General features: G+C 42.2%; 20 protein-coding genes and 1 pseudogene. 6 read left to right on the top strand and 15 right to left on the bottom strand.

The window, feature by feature from the left end; genetic code table 11:
- Positions 1–204: 204 nt before the first annotated feature.
- From AB4329_RS08330 to AB4329_RS08305, 6 genes are all read right to left on the bottom strand, one after another.
- Positions 205–945, bottom strand: coding sequence for a LysM peptidoglycan-binding domain-containing protein (locus AB4329_RS08330; protein WP_065584792.1), 741 nt, complete (start codon positions 943–945; stop codon positions 205–207).
- Complete coding sequence (locus AB4329_RS08325; protein WP_102321325.1) at positions 942–2,069, bottom strand: hypothetical protein; 1,128 nt, start codon at positions 2,067–2,069, stop codon at positions 942–944. Before AB4329_RS08325 ends, AB4329_RS08330 begins: the two co-directional genes overlap by 4 nt.
- Positions 2,026–2,730 (bottom strand): hypothetical protein, encoded by a 705-nt coding sequence (locus tag AB4329_RS08320; protein WP_229648578.1) that lies wholly within the window; start codon positions 2,728–2,730, stop codon positions 2,026–2,028. The genes AB4329_RS08325 and AB4329_RS08320 overlap by 44 nt, the downstream gene beginning before the upstream one ends.
- Before the next feature lie 13 nt (positions 2,731–2,743).
- Positions 2,744–5,545 (bottom strand): CS1-pili formation C-terminal domain-containing protein, encoded by a 2,802-nt coding sequence (locus AB4329_RS08315; RefSeq protein ID WP_102321324.1) that lies wholly within the window; start codon positions 5,543–5,545, stop codon positions 2,744–2,746.
- A complete protein-coding gene (locus AB4329_RS08310; RefSeq protein ID WP_240800848.1) occupies positions 5,545–6,072 on the bottom strand; it encodes a hypothetical protein in 528 nt (175 codons plus the stop codon). Before AB4329_RS08310 ends, AB4329_RS08315 begins: the two co-directional genes overlap by 1 nt.
- Before the next feature lie 67 nt (positions 6,073–6,139).
- On the bottom strand, positions 6,140–6,670 hold the full coding sequence (locus AB4329_RS08305; RefSeq protein ID WP_102321323.1) for a hypothetical protein: 531 nt from the start codon (positions 6,668–6,670) through the stop codon (positions 6,140–6,142).
- Between the two features lie 467 nt (positions 6,671–7,137).
- Between AB4329_RS08305 and AB4329_RS08300 the strand changes: the two genes are divergently transcribed.
- The 3 genes from AB4329_RS08300 (at position 7,138) to pyrC (ending at position 10,768) form a co-directional block, all read left to right on the top strand.
- Positions 7,138–9,102 (top strand): adhesion domain-containing protein, encoded by a 1,965-nt coding sequence (locus AB4329_RS08300; protein ID WP_372074940.1) that lies wholly within the window; start codon positions 7,138–7,140, stop codon positions 9,100–9,102.
- A 286-nt stretch (positions 9,103–9,388) separates the two neighbouring features.
- Positions 9,389–9,547, top strand: coding sequence for a YqaE/Pmp3 family membrane protein (locus AB4329_RS08295; RefSeq protein ID WP_017059962.1), 159 nt, complete (start codon positions 9,389–9,391; stop codon positions 9,545–9,547).
- A 192-nt stretch (positions 9,548–9,739) separates the two neighbouring features.
- Entirely contained in the window at positions 9,740–10,768 is a 1,029-nt protein-coding gene (pyrC, locus tag AB4329_RS08290; protein ID WP_372129481.1) for a dihydroorotase, read from the top strand.
- A gap of 117 nt (positions 10,769–10,885) precedes the next feature.
- On the opposite strand, the gene AB4329_RS08285 is transcribed toward pyrC, so the two are convergent.
- On the bottom strand, positions 10,886–11,791 hold the full coding sequence (locus AB4329_RS08285; RefSeq protein WP_372138002.1) for a DUF808 domain-containing protein: 906 nt from the start codon (positions 11,789–11,791) through the stop codon (positions 10,886–10,888).
- Between the two features lie 174 nt (positions 11,792–11,965).
- Between AB4329_RS08285 and AB4329_RS08280 the strand changes: the two genes are divergently transcribed.
- Positions 11,966–12,892, top strand: coding sequence for a M14 family metallocarboxypeptidase (locus tag AB4329_RS08280; RefSeq protein WP_372138001.1), 927 nt, complete (start codon positions 11,966–11,968; stop codon positions 12,890–12,892).
- A gap of 205 nt (positions 12,893–13,097) precedes the next feature.
- Here AB4329_RS08280 and AB4329_RS08275 read toward each other — a convergent pair whose 3' ends face one another.
- The 6 genes and pseudogenes from AB4329_RS08275 to xsc all read right to left on the bottom strand — a co-directional run bounded on the left by AB4329_RS08275 (position 13,098) and on the right by xsc (position 19,862).
- Entirely contained in the window at positions 13,098–14,705 is a 1,608-nt protein-coding gene (locus AB4329_RS08275; RefSeq protein ID WP_372137999.1) for a BCCT family transporter, read from the bottom strand.
- 486 nt (positions 14,706–15,191) lie between these two features.
- Positions 15,192–15,764, bottom strand: a complete 573-nt coding sequence (locus tag AB4329_RS08270; protein ID WP_017070684.1) for a malate synthase — start codon at positions 15,762–15,764, stop codon at positions 15,192–15,194.
- A 236-nt stretch (positions 15,765–16,000) separates the two neighbouring features.
- Positions 16,001–16,192, bottom strand: a pseudogene (locus tag AB4329_RS08265) (cache domain-containing protein); the annotation flags it as partial.
- Positions 16,186–16,572 carry a nuclear transport factor 2 family protein gene (locus AB4329_RS08260; RefSeq protein WP_372137997.1) on the bottom strand — a complete coding sequence of 129 codons (387 nt, stop codon included), beginning with the start codon at positions 16,570–16,572 and terminating at the stop codon, positions 16,186–16,188. The gene AB4329_RS08260 and the pseudogene AB4329_RS08265, both read right to left, overlap by 7 nt.
- Before the next feature lie 262 nt (positions 16,573–16,834).
- Positions 16,835–17,650, bottom strand: coding sequence for an FRG domain-containing protein (locus AB4329_RS08255; protein WP_372137995.1), 816 nt, complete (start codon positions 17,648–17,650; stop codon positions 16,835–16,837).
- Positions 17,651–18,050: 400 nt separating this feature from the next.
- Complete coding sequence (gene xsc, locus AB4329_RS08250) at positions 18,051–19,862, bottom strand: sulfoacetaldehyde acetyltransferase (RefSeq protein ID WP_017057935.1); 1,812 nt, start codon at positions 19,860–19,862, stop codon at positions 18,051–18,053.
- A 262-nt stretch (positions 19,863–20,124) separates the two neighbouring features.
- On the opposite strand from xsc, the gene AB4329_RS08245 reads away from it, so the two are divergent.
- Both AB4329_RS08245 and AB4329_RS08240 read left to right on the top strand, forming a co-directional pair.
- A complete protein-coding gene (locus tag AB4329_RS08245) occupies positions 20,125–21,108 on the top strand; it encodes an AAA family ATPase (RefSeq protein WP_372137993.1) in 984 nt (327 codons plus the stop codon).
- A 3-nt stretch (positions 21,109–21,111) separates the two neighbouring features.
- On the top strand, positions 21,112–22,830 hold the full coding sequence (locus AB4329_RS08240; protein ID WP_372137992.1) for a cobaltochelatase CobT-related protein: 1,719 nt from the start codon (positions 21,112–21,114) through the stop codon (positions 22,828–22,830).
- Between the two features lie 84 nt (positions 22,831–22,914).
- Here AB4329_RS08240 and AB4329_RS08235 read toward each other — a convergent pair whose 3' ends face one another.
- Together AB4329_RS08235 and pta are read right to left on the bottom strand one after the other, a co-directional pair.
- Complete coding sequence (locus AB4329_RS08235) at positions 22,915–23,679, bottom strand: sulfite exporter TauE/SafE family protein (protein WP_065605238.1); 765 nt, start codon at positions 23,677–23,679, stop codon at positions 22,915–22,917.
- A gap of 73 nt (positions 23,680–23,752) precedes the next feature.
- A complete protein-coding gene (gene pta, locus AB4329_RS08230; RefSeq protein ID WP_102458217.1) occupies positions 23,753–24,826 on the bottom strand; it encodes a phosphate acetyltransferase in 1,074 nt (357 codons plus the stop codon).
- Between the last annotated feature and the right edge of the window lie 41 nt (positions 24,827–24,867).

Raw genomic sequence — 24,867 nt, 5'->3', positions numbered from 1 at the left:
GTAATATTTAATACCTGAACCTAAGATCTGGTATGTAAACTATGATTCTTGGCAACACTTGATTATTCACATCAACGTAAGCTATGTAAGATCATAGATGAATAGTTAGACAGATTTAATCGAGTGCAAAAAAAAAGCATCACCATACCTTATAAGAAATAGGTCTAGTAATACTTTAATATTGATCAGGTTACCGGTAAGAGCTTATTCTAATACTTGGCCAGGAATGATCAAATCAGGATTTTCAATATCATTACTCTCAATGATCTCTTCTAAATCGAAGCCGAACTTTCTACGTAGTTCATATAACCAATCACCTTCTTGTACGACATAAGGTAATGTCGGCTTAACAGCAACTTCGGATATACTGTTAGACATAGTATCGAAGTCACAGTCCGTATCAGTTGGGTCAGATGTGCAATCCGGAGCTTTCGTAATTTCAAGTGACGAAGGGCGAGGTTCAACTTGGTCAGACTCAATCTTACGCTTGCTGTCATTGAAATAATAAGATAATCCAACCACGGCTTCTCGTTGATTTTGCCCAAAATCATCATTCAACGTTTGATTAAGTGCGATACTCGCACCGAAATATTCATTCAAAGCATACTCAGCAAGGTACTCTATTGTTGGATATTTATCTTCAAATCCGACTCCAACCTTTAAATCAATTTCTTCTCCATCATGTATACTATAAAGCAAACCTAAATCAGGTATGTACTCAGAATCATCTAATAATTTATAATGTTTGATACCTAGATTCAATTGAAGTCGGTTATATTGGTAGAGAAAATAAATAGATTGAGAATTCTCAAACATATCTCCATCAAAATTATAGCCATAGTTTGCCCCTACCCCCAAAATATGAGCAGTTGGCTTCTCAGCAACCGCTGCACCGCTGGTTAGTACTAGAAACATAAAAAAAATATTATTAATTAGTCGGTTCACAGGTTCACCTCATAAACAACATTAAACGACCCTTGGTAATTACCTGAACTGAGTGCATTTCCATCGACATCAAAACTAACATCGTATGCTACATCAACTTTGTTACTACCTTCTCCATTCACTGTAATCACTTCTGAATCAGGAAAAGATACGGTATTAAGTACTCCGTCTTGGACAATCACCTTGTCAGGGCTTTCGCAGCCAATGGCACACGTGATTGTGTAGGGTATCTTTTCTAGCGAGTTATCAATATTTGTAAGCTCATAGTCACCTGACGTAGGGCTAAATGTCATAATAACGCCTGTAGGTAAAGTCCCTAACAAGCTAACATCATACCTCGTTGTACCAGAGATCCTTTTTGTTGCAGTATCATACTGGGGTTCAATATTCCCGTCTCCAAGTACCGTTAATGATTCAAGGATCGCAGCTTGATAATCAATCGTGATAATTAACGTTTCCGGCACTCTGGTATAAGTCATCGTACCGGTTTGACTTGTAAAAAAGTAAGTGGGTGAAAGGTTAATTGATGCCGTAAAAGTTCCAGATCCAACAGGGGCTGCGAACACATCATTACTGATATTAGGCAAAGCGAAAGCAGGTCGATAAAACTTAAAAGGCTCTATTCGGCTTGTTGCTGTGTAACCCATTCGCGACACACACAAAGTCGACTCTTGGCCCACTTTCGCACTCGAACCACTTATATTTGTAGCTGCACACTCATTGGCAACTCCCATTCCCACATTTGACCCGTAGTCTTTTGATGTGAAATAACTAGCCGAGCTACCCAAATTATACTCAACGCCTAACAACTCCAGGCTGGTGTTAAAACTTTCGCCTGTAGAATGATTAACAAAGCTAACGTTATTAACGGGTTGGTTATCCATCGTTGCGGGATACCACTCTGCCGTTGGTTGCTCTTGCGCTATCGTCCATGCAGATGGAGATATAGCTTCACTACCGAAATAACTATTTGGCGCCGCATTGTTCCAAACCACAGAGTTGTTTGCTGTAATCGTTCCGTATACATCTGCAGCATGGCTACTATCTAAAGCCGTGAATAATAGCGCTATACTAATTAGGCTATTTCTTTTTAATAGTGATATTTTTGTTATAACTGTAATCATGGTTGGCTACCTTAACGGATAACGAATCGACATTTTGCAGGCCTTCTGCTAATTTTATGGTTTTCTTTCGACCAGATAGTATTGTATTAGTTTGTTTACATTTGTTACTAACAGAATTCGGTTTACAGTTATCAAACTGTATGTAGAAAAATGTGTTACCATTATTTTCCACATAAACTTCTGAACCGTTATATTTAACTTTGTAGTCAACATTAGTATTTTTTGCAGGTACAATATAATAAGGAGCATAACCATAATTAATACCAATTATACTTTCTTTTTTATCTCCATCGATAACGCTAGGCATGAAAGTCACTTGATAAACTTTGTCCTTCTCTAAATCATCACAATTAACCTGACATAAATTCTTTACTGATACACGACGTCTTTCCCCCGGATTTAATATCAGTTTATTGGGTAATAGCGCAAGATCCCATAAAGGTAAATTATCTTTTGTTAGCTCTACCTTTTCTAACTCTCCGTTTTCAACCTTTACTTGGCTAACGTTACCTTTTATATATTCAGGTTCAGTTTTCGAACTAGTCAGAGTAAAAACTCCATTACCATCTTCTCCAGCTATAAGAAGCATTTTATCTATGCTAAATGCATGGCTAAAAGAGGTCGTCATTAATAGTATCGAAGTAAATATTACACGTTGCATAATTTTCTCTATGTTAGTTATAAGCATATGGCGTCATCTCCATATGAACTGCATAATTAATGAGTTCATCAACATACAGTTTGTTTGCCGTAGTTAGTTGCTCAGGAGACTTAGCGAATATATACAAATAACCGCCAAGCTTTTTGTTTATAATTTCAACACCTGAGTTGTTCAGTTTGTTCTGATAGTTCAATACAATATTACTATCCTTGTATTGCCCTAAGTAGTAATAATAAACACCATCAACTAGGGCTATCTGATAACCTTCACTATTTTCTTCGAATGATGGCATACAGAAGTTATTACCTAAATTCAAATTATTAACCGATGATAACTCCGGTATTACACATTGGTTTTCCTTAGATATAATTTTGTAAGGTTGTTTATCTTTCACCTTAAATTGATACACACCTTCAACAAGCTTGTCAGTAGAAACACAACCTCCACCGATACATTCAACTCCGTCTATTGGATTTCCATTTATATCACTAAACGTCGATATAAATGATTTCAACTCAGACAACGACGTATCCAAACGGATAACAGTTCCTGGATAACTAGTAGCCGACGTATAAGACTCACCATTGTTGTAAAAATCAGAGGCTTCCGTATCAAGCTTGAATTCATATTCATAGAACTCTTTTAATGGATATACCGTCAAAGCATCTCCACTAACATAAGCATTGCTTTGTTTTCCATTCTGCTCGGAGTTAACTACCGCCAAGAATTTTCCATCCGAAGACAGTTCCCCTGTATCATTATTCGAAATAAAATAAGAAGATGACTTTTCACTCGTAAACTCTATTCCTTGAGAAGTTACGATATTACTTGTACCAATATATGCAGAAACACTTGTATTGCTACTTGAATTGATATAGGTATAAGAGTTTGAGTCAATATATTTATTCTTATAATTTGCAGACAATGATAAATCGGCACTGCTTTGGTCTTCAGTAGAATCTTGATAATAAAGTCCCGCAGAGCTTGATACATTTAGATTGTTTCTGTTAATTAGACTACTTGAGACTGTATCTCTATGCGATAGCGCAACATCACCACTATCATCTATTTGTGCTTGTGTACTATGTGTGTATGTGTTTTCCTGGCCTATTGGAATAATTATTGAGGCCATAACACCATAATTTATATCGCTCGATTCACTTGCTGATAACTCTAAGTTCACCTTTGAGTCAAGTGGTAATGATGATATCTGCACGCCACTTCTTGCAGACCAACTTTCTGATTCATTATTATAACCATTACTAAAATCTTTATATTGGTTTTTTGTTAATATACCCGATATATATGATGATATATTTCTCGTTAAGTACTTGTTGTAATTTACTGATAATGACGTATAGTTCGAGTTACTGAATAAAAGTTGAGACAAACTAATATCTCCAATACTATTATCATTTTCACTATCAAATTTTGTGTAAGATACACTTAAGTTATAAATCCCCACATCAAAATTATAAAAACTAGATCCATCGTCAAATAATCCTGTTACTGCCGATATTCTGGACACTTCCCCTAAAGATAAGTGACCACCAACATAATTATAATTATCTTCCCCTGTAATAAACGAACCTGCACCCAGTGCAAAAAAATCCGTAACTTGATAGCTCAATTTCCCATTGGTGAACATTGGACTTTCATAATTATCATAAGCAAAGTTGATGGATTTCTGGTCAAAATCGTCCTCTAGTCCCGTATTCGTCAGGTCTCTTGATAAATAACCGGCTGTAATATGATAATCTAGTTCGCCGGTTTTAATCGACGAAGAGCTTGTATTGACTATCAACCTATCTTCTGTGTAAAACTCTTCACTGCCATCAAATATTCGAATTGTCGCAGTATAAGTACCAAATGGTAGCTCGTTATAGTCAAAGTATTCTTGCCCTGCATCCACATTACGACTTAATAGAACACGGCCTCTATCATCATTAATTTCTAGTCGACCAGCTCTTGAAATGTTCAAATATACTCGTCTAGAATTAGAAGATGATTTTTTTACTAGCTCTCTCGTCGATCCAATCGACAACATGTAACCAGAAGTTTTGCTGCCATTTTCTAAAAACTGAGTACTATTCCAAGGGCGTTCTTGGTATTTATACCCGACAGAGAAACGAGTATTACCACCAACATAGTTATACGATGAGTCATCCGAACTGAAACCATTGACATCACTAAAGTTTAGATCATTATGCAAATAGCCATACTTGCCAAAACCTGCATAATTTTCATGTTGATAAGAATAAGACGATGTATAATCAGTGTTGTCGCTATAAGAACCAGATAGATTCAAACCATGTGACATAATGATCGCGTTTTGATCGATCTCTTCTTTTACAAATTTTATTTCTGACTCTTCTATTATCTCAGTTAAGAATTGTGAGTTAACATGAATAATCAATGATTGGCTATCTGGCACATAAACAAAATCATATAAATCAGGTAGTAGACCACATTCACTTCGATAACCTTTACAATCTAGGCTCGATTCAACCCCATTTACCAGTGTTGTTGCCATCGCATCGCTAACATCTTTCTCAATACCAAGTTCATTCGCCAATGCTTGTGCTACAAGTTGTTTTTGTGAAGTGGGAATTCTTACTTCATCACCCGAGATGAAAGCTTCCGAATAGAATAATTTGTTGTTATCAGCCGAGAGAATTAGTGGCATTCTTATCAACTTCTCTTCAAACATATCTTCAAATCCATCTGGAATATTTGCGACGGATTTTGAACTATATATTATGGCCAAGAAAAATATGATAATTAAGTTTAAACCAAACCAAAGTCTAATAAACATTATAGTTGAAGCTCCACATTGAACGTAATACGACCATTGCAATCTAATGGCTCATCACTCGGTATATTTTTATTTGTCACTAATTCAAATTCATTGGTAGAGTTTTCATATTCAGTATTTTTAATATTATTAAATTCAAAGTTTGGTATATCTGAAATATCAGAGTAATGTTTTCTATCGATATAGAGATCGACAAAATCATCATACATAGTCTCACCGCTATCGTTGAAAACACATTTAGAAGTGAACTCTGATATGTTATAACTGTATTCAAACGAATCCCCAGAGCTTGTTGGTATATTCGTTCTAATATAAGAATAAAAACGCCCATTTAGAAAGGTTTCGTTCTCACCATCATACTTCAGTGCAATAAACTCATCAGATAAATCTACATTTATAGAATAGTCATACAAATTCGCTCTATTTATTTGTGTATTTACTGGAAATGAATAGCTTTCATAGCCAAAGCTATTGAAACTAAAAATAACAAGCAATAATAGAAAGAAATAATTTATATAGATATTCATTTTTCATCAGCCTCGAAAAACAAGGCACTTAATTAATTAAGTGCCTATCAAATAATGAGATTTTTTCTTATGGCAAAGTTGCAATCATATCAACGTTAACGATAACTTCTGTACCAGCAATATCATCTGGAGTTGAGTGTGCTGTATCGTTAGCAACATACAGTTGAATCGTATCGCCTGCTGAAAGTTGAGTTGAAGCTAAGTAGTCAGCTGCAGTAAGTTCCGTCGCTGAAAGGTTATCGCCGACGACAATGTTAGGCTGTACTTCACCCATTGAAGCTGGAAGCACATTTACTTGTGATACCGTCCAGTTAGCTGGAGTTAAAGCCCCAAGCACAGCCCCCGTGTAGTCATGCGCTTCCAAAACAACTGCTTTAGTCGTTGCGAACGTACCGTCAGCGTTCACCTGTAACGTACCAACAAAAGAAGCAGGGTCTTCACTACCGCCCGCACCAGTAACAAGGATGTCACCGTTGGATACAAAACCAGGAACAAAGCCGCTGAATACTACAGAACCAATAGAGGTATCGCCAGGTGCAGAAAAAGCTGGAACAGATGTAATTGCAGATAGCAGTGTAATAAGTGTTAGTTTTTTCACTTTTATTTCCTTCGATATATTCATAATATGATTAGTTAGCCCCTTGCTAACTTCGGGTGTATGATATGCAATGAATAAACGTTTTGGTTAGCAAGTAAAGAAAAGTGACCTTCCGATATGCCTAGTGGATATTTGAGCAAGAAAACCATTCACCTAAAAAATAACCTAGGCATTTAATTCCTTAGGTTACTCATTCGCTAATTTAGTAACTGGTATTAGATCCCACCTTCGGTCTTATCTTATAAAAGTAGTTATTCACATGAACAACCCCACTTCAATATAAATACTAGAGACGTATAACAGTTTGAGTTTTAACTTATATCATTGCTAATAGCGCCAGCTGTCAACTAGGCACTCACCAGTGCCAGATACTAGCTCGTGCTAATTTAAAGTGATTTAGCCTTGTTAGAATACGCAAATAAATAATGGGCTGTGCTCTCTTTGCTTAATTCCCATAACATTCACTAATGAGTATTAAATACATGATGAGAATAAGTACATACGCACCTTTTCATAAATTATCCCTGTCAGTAGCGATATCATTGGCGCTGTTTGGGTGTGGTGCATCTAGCGACGAAGCGACTACTAACTCCAAACCCGAATCTCCAACATCAGGAGATACCCTTTACTATGCTCAGGATGTAATTCGTCAAAGCACTCCCACAAATACCTTTTTTGTTGATTTGTCGAATAATATGGAGTCATCTGATGATTCGTCAGTTACATTAACGACAGTTACGTCTTTGAATAATAGCTATGATTGTAATGTTGTATCCCAAAATGCCAATGGCTTCACCATTAGCGCTCAAAGTGCAAAAGTGTGCGACTACCGCTATCGAGTTGGCGCTGCGCTACCTTCTGACATCGCTATGAGCTCCCATAGTAACCATGGAGAGGCGCGTATTAGCGCTACTTCAGCAACATCAGGAGATGGTTTTGCTGAAGCGACAGTTCGTGCGGCTGTCGGTGAGTCAACTGAGCAACTTACACCGATTTCAGGACTAACCTCCTCTTTCACATCTGTACAAATAGATATCGCTAAAGAGCTTGGGAACGCGGGGTACTCTCTAGACACAAGCACATATGCATTAGCAACCACGGTTACATTGCCTAATGGTGATGCGACAAATTCAACTGCTATTGCAAACACATCAACTAATACGATTGATTACACCCCAGGAGATGGCATACCAAGCGGCGTAGAACGCATCCTATATAGCTATAGTGATGGTTCAAGTGTGTTAGCTGGTAGTATTGATATCGCGGTCTCAACAGACACAAACAGTGCACCAACAGCAGAATCTCGTAGGAAAATCAGTTATATAGATCCAGACTCTGGTGACGAGGTAGCTAAAATTCCTTATGGTAAACAATTAAGGTTCAATGTTGCGGATCTTATAAGTGACCCTGACGGTGATACTCTTCATCTCGTTGACATATACAGCTTTGGTGCAACCATCTTAATTCCAAACGATGCCAACAACGATGGTAATCTTTTCAATGATACTGAGTTTGATTTCACTAGTACCCAACCTGGAGAAACATCTGTGTCCTATGTTGTGTCTGATGGAAAAGGGGGCTATGCCACAGGAATTTTGCAAGGTTACGTCGGTAACCCATATGAGCCAATCGTCTCAGGGAATATCTACCTACCACCGTTGATGTACGCAGATGCTAAAGATGCTGAAATCATCGCCACACCTCAAGTTGGTAACGGTACTACCGCTTTAAATGGTATCACCACGGCTTCTCACGATTGGCACACTGCTAATCACTTGTGCCAAGCTAGAGGAGCACGATTGCCAACGGTGACGGAACTTCGAAGCCTATATGATGATGGCAATACTAGTGGCCGTTTGTTTACTAATCACAACTGGCCAATTGACGTTAGCTACTGGGCTAGTAACCAAGGAGCAAGTGGAACTAGCTATCATCATTCCGTAAACATGGCAGATAGAGTTGTTAGTACATATGATGCCAATTCGAGTGTTCGATTTGCTGCTTGCGTCGATGCAACACCTCTAGGGTATCCAGTTAAATTCCTTGGTGATGACATTGGTAATGATTATCTATTTGATACTCGTATCAATGCTCAAGTGACGTTTGGCTGTGGGTTTATTGTAGATTCTATCTCGCAGGTAGGAGGTGCTCATATTGGAGGCACTGGCGGAGCCAAACATACAATAAACGTTGCTGACATAGGTAGAGTTAGAGCTGTCTGGGGACCCACAGAGTTTGGGTCTGGAAACGATATGTCTCGACTCTTTCTATATAATAAATCTGGTGGCTTACTGTTAACCTGTGGTAGCAAATCTTACTCAGGTCACTATAGCGATGAATATACTCTAACCGCAGATGAGCAGTTAACAGGCTTTAGGGCCACAGGAGACAGCTACCTAAATGGATTAGAGCTTTGGGTTGATACCGAATAATCCTAAGACGCTAGCGTTAAACTAGTTATTCGTAACTAGTTTAACGCTAGACTGCACACTATTTATGTTTCAATTTAAACAATTTCAACTCAAACCTCACTATTACATCCAATCTAACTTTAGTCGAACTGGCAGGCATTAAACACTTGATACTAGGCTAGTATCTTGAGATGTTTAGCTTTCTATTTTGGTACATTAAGGCAGCAATGCCGTAACACTCTCGAGACGTTCTATAATATGAACACGTTTACCGCATTGAACTTTCATTGAATAAAAAGGATTTATCATGAACAAACTCGTCATTATCATCTTATGTGTACTGCTTCCGCCTGTTGGCGTGTTCTTCGCTCGCGGCGCCGGGAAAGATTTGGTGATTAATATCATTCTTACTTTCTTCTTCTGGGTTCCAGGAATGATCCATGGTCTGTGGGTAGCCACCCGCTAACCCTTATTAACAAATAGATACCGAATAAAATATCCATAAAAACAAGCTCCTAGCCATGAAGAGTTAAAAATAGGATGAAATGAAAGTACTTTTCCACTATCATCCTGTCGCCTAAACGTAAGCGATTGCTTTCACAGATTTCGCTGAGTTTAGGCTCCAACTACATAACACTTCAAATGGTGGGAGCCTTCAATGACACAACTTACGATTACTCGTCCTGACGACTGGCACGTTCATCTACGCGATGGCGAAGTATTAAAAGATACAGTTCGCGATATCAGCCGTTACAATGGTCGAGCGTTAATCATGCCAAATACGATCCCACCGGTAACCGATACCGAAATGGCTCTTGCTTACCGTGAACGCATCATGGCAGAGCAGCCAAGTGAACAATTCCAGCCTCTAATGGCACTTTACCTGACAGACAACACAACACCTGATGAAATTCGTAAAGCGAAAGAATCTGGCGCTGTTGTAGCAGCGAAGCTATACCCTGCTGGCGCAACAACAAACTCTGATTCAGGCGTAACTTCTGCTCAAAAGATTTACCACGTACTAGAAGCAATGCAGGAAGTTGGCATGCTACTTTTGGTACACGGTGAAGTAACGACTCACGATGTTGATATCTTTGACCGTGAGAAGCAGTTCCTGGACACAGTACTTGCACCGATTGTGAACGACTTCCCTAACCTGAAGATTGTTCTAGAGCACATCACAACTGCAGATGCTGCGACTTTCGTGAAGAACGCGAACGACAACGTTGCTGCGACTATCACCGCTCACCACCTGCTTTACAACCGCAACCACATGTTGGTTGGCGGCATTAAGCCACACTTCTACTGCCTTCCTATCCTAAAGCGCAACACGCACCAATTAGCGCTTATCGAAGCGGCAACAAGCGGCAGCAAGAAGTTCTTCTTGGGTACAGACTCTGCACCACACGCTAAAGGTGCAAAAGAGTCAGCGTGTGGTTGTGCAGGTTCTTACACAGCGCACGCTGCGGTTGAACTGTACGCTGAAGTATTCGATTTAGAAGGCAAGATTGAGAACCTAGAAGCATTCGCGAGCCACAATGGCCCAGACTTCTACGGCATGCCACGTAACTCAGATACAATTACGCTCGTTAAAGAAGAGTGGAATGTTGCTGAAACGATGCCTTTCGGTTCAGACATCGTTGTGCCAATCCGTGGCGGCGAGGCGATTGCTTGGTCTGTAAAATAAGCACTTGGGCTGTTAAATAAACACCCTCCATTTAGCGAAAAGGGTCACCATAGTAATTATGGTGACCCTTTTTTGTTTCGATGAAAGACTGTCTTATTCCCAGCAGTAATTTAACGATTACTTACCGCGAATTTTTCCGATAGCAGTCCAAATAGCAACGACAATCAATCCAGATAAAACCCCAATCACACCATTTAATAGCGTTGGTACCACCGCAGTCGCAATCGTATGCCCACTGAAGTCCATAATAATCGGTTCAATTAAGTGATGAATCGCAGGAACGTTGTGCACCACAATACCGCCGCCAACCAAGAACATCGCCGCAGTACCGACCACCGCAAGCGTCTTCATTAACTTGGGCGCAAACGCGACTAGCCCGTTACCCAATCGAGTTTTAATGCCACTGCCATTCGATGTTCGCTGGAGATAGAAACCTAAATCATCCAGCTTAACGATCCCTGCCACTAAGCCATAAACACCAATCGTCATCACAACCGCTATCAAACTCACCACAAGAATCTGAGTCACGATACTTGTACCCGTTACGGTACCCAGCGCAATTACAATGATTTCCGCAGATAATATGAAATCAGTACGAATCGCGCCTGCGACCTTTCTCTTCTCATATTCCTCTATGGATTCACCAGTACTCGTATCCTCTCCCTTTTCGTCATCTTGATGAGAATGAGGAAAGAGCTTCTCTAAGATTTTCTCTGCGCCTTCAAAACAAAGAAACAGACCACCAATCAAAAGCAAAGGCATGATCAGCCAAGGAATAAAAGCACTGATCAATAATGCCGCAGGCACCAAAATCAGCTTGTTTTTAAATGAGCCTTTGGCAACCGCCCATACCACTGGGATTTCTCTTTCAGCAGAAACACCGGATACCTGCTGAGCGTTCAGCGCTAAATCATCCCCCAACACACCAGCGGTTTTTTTAGCTGCCACCTTAGACATCAGTGCGACATCATCCAACACGGTTGCAATGTCATCCAGTAGCGTTAATAAACTTGCTCCAGCCATTTTATGGTCTCTTTTAAGGGATTAAACAATTGATAAAATGTAACACCATCAATCCACTCATCAAAGTTATGAGTCTGTAAAAAATAAAGTCACAAGTTGTGTTTTCTATTGCTGTCTCTGTTAGACAGGAATAATCTGTCTTAATCTTTCACGAACATAAAAGAAAAAGTATAGATGAAAAGTGAATCTACCTACCCGATTGGTAAGCTAGGGCAAAAATGGCAACAAGCAGAACGTCAAGCATGGTTTGCTCAAAGAACCGTTAAGCGCGAATACCAGCAAGAAGTCGTTCCTAAAATCCAAGCATTAGCAGACCGCTTTGACATCCAGCAATACGGCGCACTGAGCTACAATGAAGTTCGTTTCCCGCTTTTTGCAATCAAGAGCAAAAACTGGGATGCATCAAAACCAACCGTTCTGGTAACTGGCGGTGTTCACGGTTATGAGACAAGTGGTGTACACGGTGCGATCAAATTCGCAGATACTCAAGCAGAGAAGTACACGGCGCACTTCAACATTGTTGTCGCACCTTGTGTGAGCCCTTGGGGCTACGAAGTGATCAACCGCTGGAATCCAAATGCTGTTGATCCAAACCGCTCTTTCTACGACGGTACGCCAGCAGAAGAATCAGCAAACCTACGAGCTCTAGTAGCGTCTCTGCCAGAAGTATTGGTTCACGTTGACCTGCATGAGACGACTGACTCTGATGAAACTGAATTCCGACCTGCACTCGCAGCTCGTGATGGCATTGAGTACATCGAAGGTATGATCCCAGACGGTTTCTACACTGTTGGCGATACTGAAAACCCACAACCTGAATTCCAAGCTGCTGTCATCGCTTCAGTTGAAAAAGTAACCCACATTGCGCCTGCGGATGACGAAGGCAAGATCATTGGTTCAGACGTCACTCAACACGGCGTGATCAACTACCCAATGAAGAAGCTTGGCTTATGTGGCGGCGTGACTGACTGTAAGTACGGTACAACCACAGAGGTTTACCCAGACAGTGACAAAGTAACAGACGAAGAGTGTAATGATGCTCAAGTTGCTGCTGTTGTTGGTGCTTTGGATTACGTTATTCAGCACGAATTGAACGCGTAAGCGTAAACCCGCTCATGGCTAGAACCGGGCACCTAGACTAATAACTAAGAGCCAAGAACTAAAAGAGCCACAAATGACTACTCACTTGTGGCTCTTTTTTGTTTCTCTTTCGCTGATGTCTTCTACGGCATAAAAAAGCTCCCTTGCACGCGGTGCAAGGGAGCTTTGAATCTGCTGATTAGAGTAAGTTCCTATCTAGAGGTACTTACTTAGTGGCCGGAGTAACCGTTTCTTGCCCTTTACCGACTTCTGTCAGTAGGCCTTTCAACAAGCTCACACAACCAATCAAAAGAATGATCGTAAACGGCAGTGCTGCAATAATCGTAATAGATTGCAGAGCTTGGATTGATTGAGTACCACCAATCCACAGCATCACCATCGCGATAGCACCTGAGATAACCGCCCAAACGACTTTCTGTTTCACTGGCACTTCTAATTTACCACCCGCCGTCATGCCATCGATAACGATAGAACCTGAGTCCAACGTTGTAACGAAGAACACGATGATCAGCGCGACTGCGAGAACAGACAGAATGCTACCGAACGAGTAAGCATCTAGCATGTAAAACAAGCTTAGAGATACGTCTGTAATGCCTTGGTCGAGGCCAAGTTGCCCCACATGGTTAATTACTTGCTCGATAGCTACGCCACCGAAGATCGACATCCAAGCCGACGTTACCAATGTTGGGATAATCAGTACGCAAAGTAGGAACTCACGAACCGTACGGCCCTTAGAAATACGCGCTACGAACATACCGAAGAATGGTGCATACGCAACCCACCATGCCCAGTAGAACACAGTCCAGCCATGCAGCCATGTTGTGTCTTCACGACCCGCACTTTGGCTCAAAGCTACGATGTTTTTCACATAGCCCGTTGCCGCAGTCGCCACAGAATCAAGCACTGTCGTAAAGTTCAATACAGCGATAAGACCAAGGAATACGAACGCAATAACCATGTTCAGGTTACTTAGGAACTTAACACCACCGTCCATGCCACGCATAACAGAGATGATCGCCAAGCCCATAATCAAAACGATAATTGATTGCTGAAGGAAGATGTTGTTTTCCAAGCCGAACACGTGGCTAATACCACTTGCTGCTTGTGTACCACCTAAGCCCAATGAAGTCGCAAGGCCAAACAGAGTAACCAGTACGGTTAGTACATCGATTACATCACCAGTTTTGCCCCACACACGCTCACCCAGAATTGGGTAAAACACAGAACGCATTGATAGCGGTAAGCCTTTGTTATAAACAAAGTACGCCAGACAAAGCGCCGTCATGCCATAGATAGCCCATGCATGAAAACCCCAGTGGAATACGGTTGCGCCTAGCGCCAGTTCACGACCAGCGGCTGTGAAAGGTTCTGCGTCTAATGGCGTTCCGAACCAGTTAGTGAAGAACGCAGTTGGCTCTGCAACACCCCAGAAGATAAGTCCAATACCCATACCTGCTGCGAATAACATCGCAATCCAAGATGACATTGAATAGTCCGCCGTCGCGTCTTCGCCACCTAAACGGATTTTACCCAACGGTGAAAAAGCAAGAACAACAGCAAACGCTAGCATGATGTTAGCTCCCCACATAAACAGGAAGTCAAACTTTGATAGAACAGCACCCTTAATAGAATCAATTGCAGCTTTAGCATCTGCAGGAGGAAGAGCAAGAAGAGTGATGATGAAGAGAAGAGATAAGCCAACTGAGGCTACGAAAACTGTGTTATGGACATCCATGCCCCATTTACTGACGTTGTCTTGACCAACTTGATAGTCAGTAGAATCAATACTGTACTTTTTTGATTTAAAACTCATAAATTATGATGTTCGCATATCCGATTCAACGAATATAAGGACGCTCTCCATATCCAACTACTACTTGATTGGCTCGCCGCATCGCCTAAATAAAAGGCAATAAAAATCACAATAGTTAGTGATAAATGGACTTACTGGCTCAATCCCAAGGCGCACATTATAGCACAGCTCAAAGCATTTTGACTGATTTTTAGCTCAATAGTCACCCAAACCACCGTTGATAGTGATAGTTAACCCAATAAAAACAGAATAAAACAAAAGAATAAAAACCTTCAAATACAACAATTTAAATTAAAATGACGCACCGTAAAATCACATCCAAACTTTTTGCAGATAATTTTAATAATCACCCAATTTACTTATAGCTCTAATAAAAAAGCCCCGCTATAGGGGCGGGGAAAGTTACCAAAGGTAAAAGAGAAATCAGAGCTCAAATGTCAGCGCTGCGTCTCACAGATCAGCACTGCACATTTCAAAGACAGTTCGTTAGATTGCGAAGCAAAAACCTAGGTTATAGTCTTCACCATTTTTCGCAGTGAACTCTTTGTCTTCACTTGATGCATTCGGGCGGCCGCTTTCATCGCCCTTCACTAGGCTCACCCAGTGACGGATGCCAGAAGAACGGCTCGCCTCAGTTTGACCAAACGTAGTGCACGTCTCTAATTGGATATCTTGAATATCAACCAACTCCAGACGGCCTGTGCCTTTACGAGCGCCGATTGTCACTTCAACGTGCGTACCGCTTTCATCACGGAATAGGATTGCTGAAGGCTTAGATTTATCACCTGTGTAAGCTACAAAGTGTTTAGCGCGTTTTAGGCCGGTGTGCTCACCGTTTTTGAAGTAAACCTGAACATGTCGGTAATCAATCTCGTAGCTCACCGCGTCTTCGTGTGAACCCGCCTCAAGAGGAAATAAAGTATCAAGCAACTGTTTCGCCATTTTCTGTTTTTCGAGTTGCTTGTCTGCTTTCACCATTTCGACGGCAAAGACAGCTTCAGCAATAAATGTTGAATGGTTTCTGTGAAGTTCTGTTTTGTCTAGTGTCAGCATATTCATAGTCTATCCCTCGTACGGCTTTAAATTTCATTTAGGTCAAACATCCCAATAGACCCTTTTCAAAATTGTTCTTTACTGTGTGGTTTCCATGTTTTTCATACTACTGTTATTTTTGAAACAATTTCACAACAAAAATTACACAGTGTGAATTTTACTAAATTGCTTTTTTACACAAACCGGCATTTCGAGCCCCCAGCCCTTTATTTAACTGGGTTGAGGGTTCCGTAGAAACGCGTTTACGTGTTGTTTGAATTTGTGTAATAACCCACCCCAACCAACTTATTGTCGATAACTCGATAGTAAGTGTGCTTAGTTTCCACTTTGCTCGACAGCGGATTTAACCATCGATAGGTGTAAACGCCACGACCATTTTCTTTGGCTCGATTTAACATCTCAGTAAGAATTGGCTTATCGTCAGGGCTTAGATTTTTACGCTGATTTTTCCATCTTTCAGAGTAAACACGTCGACCATGCTAGCTTCGATGATGCTGCCATCCGGGTTCGTAGCAGAAAACGTTGATTCACTCACCGCGCGGTCACCGCACACAAAGTGGACAGGGTCGCTCCAAGCTGCATCTGGAAAGTTCTGCCAAACCAATTCAAAGCTATTTCGAACCGCTTCGTACCCTTCGATAGTGTTTCCAAGCAAGCCTTCTCCTGCCACCGTGTGGAATACACTGTCTTCTGTCATGAAAGACATCAGCGCTTCAATATCATGGTTATTCCACGCATCACTGAATGACTGTAAAAAGGCGGTGTCGACTTGGTTTTCCAGCACGAATGTCGATGCATTGGCTTGCATATTCATATTCCAGAATCCTTTATGTTTTCGTTATTGGTTTAAATTTCAGTAGCTTTGCGCCACTTTTTTATTAGAGTGTTTAAACTAGATCTGTGAAAATTTAACAATTTGATAACAAGATTCATCACTCTAACTTCGAGTTAGGTTATAAACAATCTCTAAGCTCACCGATTTCATCTTTTTATAAATTAATTAGTGTTCTAATTTTATTTACTCAACTTTTTACTCACGATATAAGAGGTGTAATTAAATTAGAACATGTTAGCCTTTAGTCGAAATCAAAGTCTTGATGATACTTTCGGCCATACTGCTCAAGCTGGCGATCATGAGTATTCACTTGTAATTCAATATTAACCTCACCTTTATTAATAACTTGATTGTTATCTACATGGGCTTCATTTTTTATATCAGTTAGCTTCTCTTCGATATAATCAGTCGGTTCATTTAAAACATTCATGGATATTAACTCCTTTATCAGGTTTACTTTCGCTGACGGAAGAATATGAACGGATACTAGACCGTTTGAATATTCTTTCTCATCGTACAAAGGCTGAATGGCATCATTACTGCCGTCCTTAAATGGATGAATGGAATACCACTTATCCGTTCGTTGCTCTTGCTTATCGCAGTCGGCTACTTTGAAGATCTGAGTTCTTTCAAGTTCATAGGGTGAGTTAAAAACACTAACCCTATGATAATTAATCGCTTTAACAATATTGATGCAGTCTTTACTTTGGCTATGGCACACAGACCACAACGCATTAATCAGGCTATCTGTCCATTCAAGTAAACGGGTGGGAAAGCCCTGCTTTTTGGCTAAACACATCAATAACCAATCATTTATGTCGTATGAGCTCAGCGAGTGACCACCGTAAACTCTCACTGTTGAAAGCAACTCTTGTTCGACACGGCGTATGTTCTTACGATTGGAACGGCCTAAACTTGGCATTAGATTATTATTTTCATAATCACACACGTTATACATCAAACCACATTGGTCACTGCATTCATTCATTAATGAATTAATTATTTTATACAGCTCTTCGAGTGAGCTTATATAACGTTTATTGTTCACAGCATGCATGTAATATGGCACTTAATTTAAATTTATTACAATAAAAAATTAACTATCATGGTTAATCAGTATCGTTACGAATGATTTTAAAAATGACAATAGGTATATGTCTTTATCAATAGCCATATATCCTCATCAATAACTAACAGTTATAAAACCATTAACTAAGGAGCAATTAGCTAAGGGTCGATTAATAAGGAACGACAAAGTTTATATAACTAAAACCACTTATATGTACAACAGTCATTTAATTCATGTTCTAACGTTTGACTAAGGATTATTGAAATACGGGTTGCCGGTATTCACTTAAGTACATTGCCAATACCCGTTAATATTGCCCGACCACATTCTCGATTGCACTTTCTCTAACACTCTCGAAAATACCGTGGCCGGACAAACTTCCTACGACTTATACGTAATCTTTGTATTTATCTAGGAAACGAACCGGTGTTGATAGCGCATCTCGGCGGAACGGGTCGCCCAACTCCTGAGTACACATGATTTCAATGATGGTTGTTTTGCCTTCGTTCATCTGCATGTCGATGGCTTTTTGCAAGGTTGGACCTACATCTTCTAGCTTATCAACCGTGATACCTTCAGCGCCCATTGCTCGTGCGATTTCAGCAAAGCTTTGGTTATCTAGCTCACCGGCAACAAAGCGTCGGTTGTAGAAGTCGACTTGGTTCTTCTTCTCTGCACCCCATTGACGGTTGTGGAATACCACGGCTGTCACTGGAATGTTATGACGAACACATGTCATGGTTTCCATCAGGCTCATGCCCCACGCACCGTCGCCTGCATAAGAGATAGCTGGGCGATGAGGTGCTGCTGCTTTCGCGCCAATGATGGTCGGGAACGCGTAACCACAGTTACCAAAACTCATTGCCGCAAAGAAACTACGTGGTTTTTCAAAGCGTAAGTAGCTATTTGCCACCGAGTTGATGTTACCGATATCGGTTGAGACCATTACGTCTTCTGGCATCGCTTTTTCTAGTTCACGCAATACTTGGCGTGGGTGTAGATATTCGCCACCAGAGAACGGAGTCTCGTGTGAGTTTTCCTCAATCATATCTAAGCTGAACGAGTCACGTTCGTGTGTCCACTCATCAAGCTCTTTTTCCCAAAGTGCTTTTTCTGTAGCGACGGTATCTTGGCGAGCGCCTTTGTTGTCATCACACAACAGTGCGCGGCCTTCCAATCTTTCAGATAGAGCAACCGCTGCTGCTTTCGCATCACCACAGATACCAACCGAAATCTTCTTAACCAGACCAAGCATCTTGTTGTCGGCATCAATCTGAATGATTTTCGCGTTCTTCGGCCAGTAGTCCATGCCATGTTGAGGCAAGGTACCAAATGGACCAAGACGTGTACCCAAAGCGATAACCACATCCGCTTGAGCCATCAATTTCATTGCTGCTTTCGAACCTTGGTAGCCTAAAGGACCACACCATAATGGGTGACTAGCAGGGAAAGAGTCATTGTGTAGGTAGCTGTTCACAACAGGAGCACCCAGTCTTTCTGCTAATGCCGCACACTCTTGAACTGCATCGGCCATGACCACGCCGCCACCAGAAATGATGACTGGGAATTTAGCTTCAGCAATCAGGTCTGCCGCTTCATTCAGAGATTTTTCACCACCTGGACCTCGGTCTAAACGCGCAGGTTTAGGGATTTCAGTTTGAGTTTCACCGTAGAAGTAGTCACGAGGAATATTTAGCTGAGTTGGACCCATTTCGCTCATCGCACGGTCGAAGCATCGGCCTGTGTATTCCGCCATACGATCTGGGTGCGTTACGTGTCCTTGATACTTAGTGAACTCTTGGAACATTGGAAGCTGGTTACATTCTTGGAAACCACCTAAGCCCATTGTTTTAGTGCCTGTCTCTGGCGTCACAATTACGACCGGGCTATGTGCCCAGAACGCAGCTGCAATTGCTGTTACACAGTTACTGATACCTGGGCCATTTTGCCCGATGACTACACCGTGGCGACCCGATACACGGGAGTAACCATCTGCCATGTGGGCAGCGCCTTGCTCGTGTACTACTGGGACCAATCGAATGCCAGCAGGAGCAAAGATATCCATTGCGTCCATAAATGCCGACCCCATGATGCCGAACATATCGGTAACATCATTAGCAACCATAGTTTCAACGAACGCTTCTGATGGTGTCATTGTTACTGTGCCGGAAACAACCGTACGTTTTTCTTGCTCGCTCATTCTTCCATTCTCCTTGAGTTAACCAAAATTTCATTTTTCGGAATGAATTGTCTCTTTTTCGAATTCATTTTCACCTTAGTAGTAGAATTTTTGCGCGTCAACTTTTTATATTAAATTGGAACAATTCATTCTAATTAATAAAACTGGATCACATTATTGGTAGTTTTTCGTACAAAAAGTGCCGTTAACTTAACTGGAGCTGTTAATAATCGATGACATATCGCGATAGCAGCGACAAGTGATGAGCTATATAGAGGGAAATATGATGAAAGAGGCGGAATTGGTACCAACGCAGCCGGTAAGCGTGAGAGAACGCTTTGGCATCGACAGTAACCTAACCGTGATGGCATTTGAACATCCGGGTGAATATGTGCCGAGAGTCGATCCTAATTACTGTTTTGACCCCGAAGTGACGCTGGCTATATTGGCAGGGTTCACCTCCAATCGTCGCACATTGATACAAGGCACGCACGGAACGGGCAAGTCTTCTCACATTGAGCAAATTGCCGCGAGATTGAATTGGCCGTGTTTGAGGATCAACCTAGACGGACACCTGAGTCGATTGGATTTCATAGGTAAAGACAGCATCGTCATTAAAGACGGAATGCAGGTGACTGAGTTTAAAGAAGGCATTCTTCCACAGAGCATTCAACAACCCATCGCACTGGTGTTAGATGAGTACGACGCTGGTCGTCCTGACGTGATGTTTGTGATTCAGCAGTTGTTAGAGCAAGACGGAAAGTACACCTCTTTAGAACAAAACCGAGTGATCACACCTCACCCTTCTTTCCGCCTGTTTGCTACCTGCAACACGCTTGGCTTGGGTAACTTCTCAGGTTTGTATTCTGGCACTCAAGTGCTTAACCACAGTCAGTTAGATAGATGGAACATCATCGCTACGCTCAACTATTTAGACCCACAACATGAAACCAAGATCGTGTTATGCAAGCTTCCAGAGCTGAATAATAAAAGTGGCCGACAACTGGTTGAGAAAATGATCGCCACCGCAGGATTAACGCGCAACGGGTTTCGGGCTGGCGACCTTTCAACGGTGATGTCTCCGCGAACGGTGCTCACTTGGGCTGAAAACATCCAAATATTCGACGATGTAGCCACCGCATTTAGGTTGTCATTCTTAAATCGCTGTGAAGACGAAGAGAAAGAACTGGTTAGCGAATACTATTTCCGTTGCTTTGGTGAAGCCTTGGAAACGCATACTCAAAACTATTCGCACTCGGAGTCGTAAACCATGGCCAATGTTTCTTCCCAGCAGAAAAAGATCCTCGATATTGGTGTGTCTGTCGCCAGAGCAATCAGTGGCGAACTCAATCTGAACTATCGGGGGGAACGTCTCTATAAAGGCAATAAGCCCTGTTATTACCAGTCCGCACATACTAACGATCTCACCTTTGTGTCTCGCCACGAGCTGAAAAACAGCAAGCTATCGATGCAAGGTAAGATCGATTCATCGGCACTGCGACTATTGCTTTCAGACGCTGACCTCCATTATTCATTGCGCCCTCAAAACGAAATAGAACGTCTGCTTTACGACTTCTGCGAACAGGTCCGAATTGAATCTCAAGTCCCGCCTTATCTAAAAGGCGTGACCACCAGTATCCAATTCAACTTTGCGTATTGGAGCAACCAATATCATCAAAATGGCTTTACCGAATCACGAATAGGCATGTTGCTGTTTACACTGATGCAAGTCATCTACACCCGCTTAACTGGCGTTCCGGTGTCTGAACCTATCGCTGAGACCATTGAATCAACTCGCGCCGGCATCGTGCCTACTTTTGGGCACAGCCTTAAGCGCTTAAAGCAACATAGAACCGACCAACAACAGTTTGCTCACTGCGCCAATCAGCTTGCAGCCCTTGCACAAGAGTTAATCAACCAAGAACAAGAGAGTGATAACTCGCCCACGCCAACGGTCGAAGAAGACATCAAGATCCTTGCGCAGCTTGCCTTGATTGTTGATGGTGACATTCAAGATCAAGACGTCGATACCGACATCACAGGCAGTAGTAAGGTGTTCGAGCTTTCGGGCGCGAATTATCAGGTCTTTAATTCAGAATTTGATCAAGTCATCGCCGCAGACAAACTCGTCAGGCGCGCCCTATTACTCGAACTGAGACAGAAACTCACCGATGACATCATGGCGAGACAAGTAAACACTCGCCGTTTGGCCGCTATGCTCACTAGTTTTGTCGCCACGCCACAAAGGAACCGACGTCAGGACCATTTAGAAGAAGGCATTGTTAACGCCACCACCATCACCAAGCTCATCACGTCGCCATTGGATCGCACTGTCTTTTATCAACCTGACATCTGTGCATCTCATCAATGTGCTATCACGTTTTTGATGGACTGCTCAGGCTCAATGCAAAAACACAGTCACAAGCTAAGTTTGTTGATGGATACGATTCTCAAATCCGTTGGATTGGCTGATATCCCATTTGAGATCATTGGCTTCACTACCAACAACTGGAACGGTGGCAAGGTCTATCGACAGTGGCTTAAACAAGGCCAACCAAAGCACCCAGGCCGCTTGAACGAAGTTCGGCACATCGTGTTTAAGGATTTTGATACGCATTGGAGACGATCTCGCCTTGGTATTGCGAGTCTTCGTAAAGCAGACGTCTTTAAAGAAGGGATTGATGGCGAAGCGGTACAGTTCGCGAGCCAGCGGTTGCAACAGCACGCTGCTCAACGAAAGGTTTTGATCGTGTTCTCAGACGGCTGCCCAATGGATACCGCCACCAGCACTGCCAACGATCAGTTCTATTTGGATAACCACCTCAAACAAGTGATTGAACGTGAGTCGACCAAAAACGGAATTGAGATTCATGGCGTGGGGATGGGAGTGGATTTGAGCCCATATTACCGCAACAACATTACCTTGGACGTACAAGAGAGCTGCTTGTTCGGGTTATCTAGGAACATCTTTGAGATGCTAAAGCGCTGACGTGTCATTGAGGAGGGTGTCATCAAGCATTAAACGAGAATCAAGCCCTCCTCCTTCAAAGGTAATTTTGATAAAGAAAACGTTCTAAGCCAAAAACAACGACCATACAGAGACCGCCATCAAGTACCCACCAATCAACATCAACACAATAAACACTAACTTTCTGAGTTGATCATTAGACAACGGCGGTGGGAAACGTCGAGCAAACATCGTGACAAGCGCTACCAAGGGAACAGCAATAGCAGATAACCACAGTATGCTCTGTTCCATGTCGCCTGCAGCGTAGACATTGACAGTACGCGACATCGACGTACAAGCGAAAACCATCAGCAGTGTGCTTCGCACCAGATCGAGCGTAAAAGGCTGCCGATAAAGATGATAAACAATCGGTGGACCTGCCATCCCAAACAACCCACCCGCTAACCCAGAGCTAAAGCCTGAGACAAGGAAAGATACGGTTGCCGAGCGATCCTTTCTGGTTTTAGGTTTGAACATAAAACTCAAACCTGCGAATAGCACCATCGCACCTAATAGTCCTCGAAGAATATGCGTTGCCGAATCGCTTAACTCGTCCAGCAAGTACACCCCCATCGAAACGCCGGGAATAATACCGATGACCAACACCACCAGAATCTTGAGTTCCCCAAGCAGTGGCTTACCCATCAATGCGACCAAGCAATTGAACAAGGTCACAATACTGACCACAGCGGCTATAACGGGTAAGGAAACCAGATTAAGGCTAACCGTTAAACCAATCACGATGATACCGAGGCCAAATCCGGTGACAGTTTGAAAATAGGTACCCACCGCAATAGTGGTAAGAATGGCGAGTAAAACAGGTAACTCCATTAGCTATCCTAATTTGGTTGTTTGGGGGTTGGATATGAGTGCGAATTTGAGTGCTAGATTCAGGAGCGAGATGTTAATACCTAAAATCAAACGTCGACTCTTGTCTTTCTTCAACCTCAGCTTCAGTATCAGCCTTAGAGTCAGACACTTTCCCTTGCTGCGCTTGTACTGCGGTCACCGCGATTACATTAAAGATGTCTTGTGCGCAACACCCTCTTGATAAGTCATTCGCAGGTTGATTCAACCCTTGTAACAGTGGACCAATCGCAACTGCCCCGCCTAACCTTTCCGCAAGCTTATAACCAATATTACCGGCTTCTAAATTGGGAAATATCAACACGTTCGATTGACCTTTCACCTCTGAATCTGGCAGCTTTTTCGCGGCAATCTCAGTCACAATCGCGGCATCGAGTTGAACATCCTGATCGACGGCGATTCCGGGACAACGCTGTTTCACGAGTTGAGCCGCGTTACGAACCTTATCGACTGATTCGTGCTTGGCGCTGCCGTTGGTCGAAAAAGACAGCATTGCGACTTTAGGTTCTTCCATCAGTAGCGTTTGAGCACTGTTTGATGCGGCCACTGCAATCGATGCTAGCTCGGTTTCATTGGGGTTAATCACCAAACCACAGTCACTAAAAATCATGCCGCCTTTAAGATTATGGAAAGGCTCACACAACATCATCAGAAAGAAACTGGACACCAATTCACTGTCTGGCGCGGGGCCGATAATCTGAAGCGCAGCTCGCACGACATCAGACGTGGTATAAACCGCACCATTAACTGTGCCATCCACCAGCCCCTCTCTGACCATCAAATTGGCAAAAACGAGTGGGTCTAGAACCAACTCTAGCGCGTCATCGTAAGTCATACCTTTCGCTTTTCTTAATGTATACAACCGCTCAGCGAGCACTTCTTTGAGTGATGACGCTTGTGGGGAGACAATATGAATGCCCACAAGATCAATGTGATGTAATTCTGCAGCAGCGATGATCGCTGGTTCATCCCCGACTAAGGTGATGTAAGCGAGCTGTTTGTCTATCGCCATTCTTGCGGCTGCTAGTACTCGCGGGTCCTCAGCTTCACTCAAAACCACTCGCTTACGATCTAAGTGAGCCTTGTCAATAATCCGTTCAATCGCCTTCATCTTAAATTCCATTTATTGAGATTAATTGTTCCATAATTTAT

It is taken from the genome of Vibrio sp. 10N.261.54.A5, from assembly GCF_041471145.1.
In the GTDB taxonomy this organism is placed as follows: Bacteria; Pseudomonadota; Gammaproteobacteria; order Enterobacterales; family Vibrionaceae; genus Vibrio; species Vibrio crassostreae_C.
Note: the sequence above shows the minus strand (reverse complement) of the source record. Positions and strands in the feature narration are given on the sequence as shown.